Source organism: Pseudanabaena sp. CCNP1317 (assembly GCF_034931345.1).
In the GTDB taxonomy this organism is placed as follows: Bacteria; Cyanobacteriota; Cyanobacteriia; order Pseudanabaenales; family Pseudanabaenaceae; genus Pseudanabaena; species Pseudanabaena galeata.
On record NZ_JAYGIF010000144.1, the window covers coordinates 1 to 737 of the forward strand.

Annotated in this window: 1 protein-coding gene and 1 pseudogene; both read right to left on the bottom strand. The window is 68.9% G+C overall.

Annotated elements, in window-relative coordinates; translation table 11 throughout:
* A partial coding sequence (locus VB775_RS22550) for a biotin carboxylase N-terminal domain-containing protein (RefSeq protein ID WP_323216966.1) occupies positions 1-459 on the bottom strand: 459 nt, incomplete at its 3' end.
* A 122-nt stretch (positions 460-581) separates the two neighbouring features.
* Positions 582-737: pseudogene (eno, locus tag VB775_RS22555) on the bottom strand (phosphopyruvate hydratase); the annotation flags it as partial.

The following is a 737-nucleotide window of genomic DNA, read 5'->3' on the forward strand; positions in this document are numbered from 1 at the left end:
CTTCACGAGCAGCGGATATCCGATGTCGTCGCTGTGTCGGTATGCTTCTTTTTCGTCCTCGACCGCGACCCACGGCACGGGCGTCGCGCCCGCTTCCTCCGCGAGCGTCGCGACCGCGGCCCGATCGCGCACCAGACGAAGCAGCTCCGGATCGATCCCGATGCACACGAAGTCTTCCGACTCCGCGCGCTCCGCGAGCTCGAGGTGCATCGTATACGACGCGTAGCCGGGATAGATCGCGTCGACCCCCGCCGTGCGCGCCGCTTCGATCACCGCTTCGGCGGGTACGCGCCCGTTCTCCGCGACGACCTTGATCGCCTCGTCGCACGCCTCGACGTGCACGCTCTCCGCGCGCTCCGAGTAGAGCGCGACCGTCTCGATGCCGAGGCGTCGGCAGGTGCGGGCAACGCGCGCGGCCGCCTCACCACGCCGCGCGATGAGGATCTTTCCGAACGGCATCGCTCAGCTCGAGGGGCTGTCGTCAGCCCCTCCCCCCACGAGCGAGACGACGCACGACGAGGCGACGCACGACACGCCGAAACGCGAGCCTCGCAGGCTCGACGAATCCCTGTACATGCGCGTCACGCGAGGGTGCTCGCGCCAGCGAAGAGCGCGGCGTCGCCGAGCTGCTCTTCGATGCGGAGGAGCTGGTTGTACTTCGCGATGCGCTCCGACCGGCAGAGGGAACCGGTCTTGATCTGGCCGACGCCCGTCGCGACCGCGAGGTCCGCGATGAA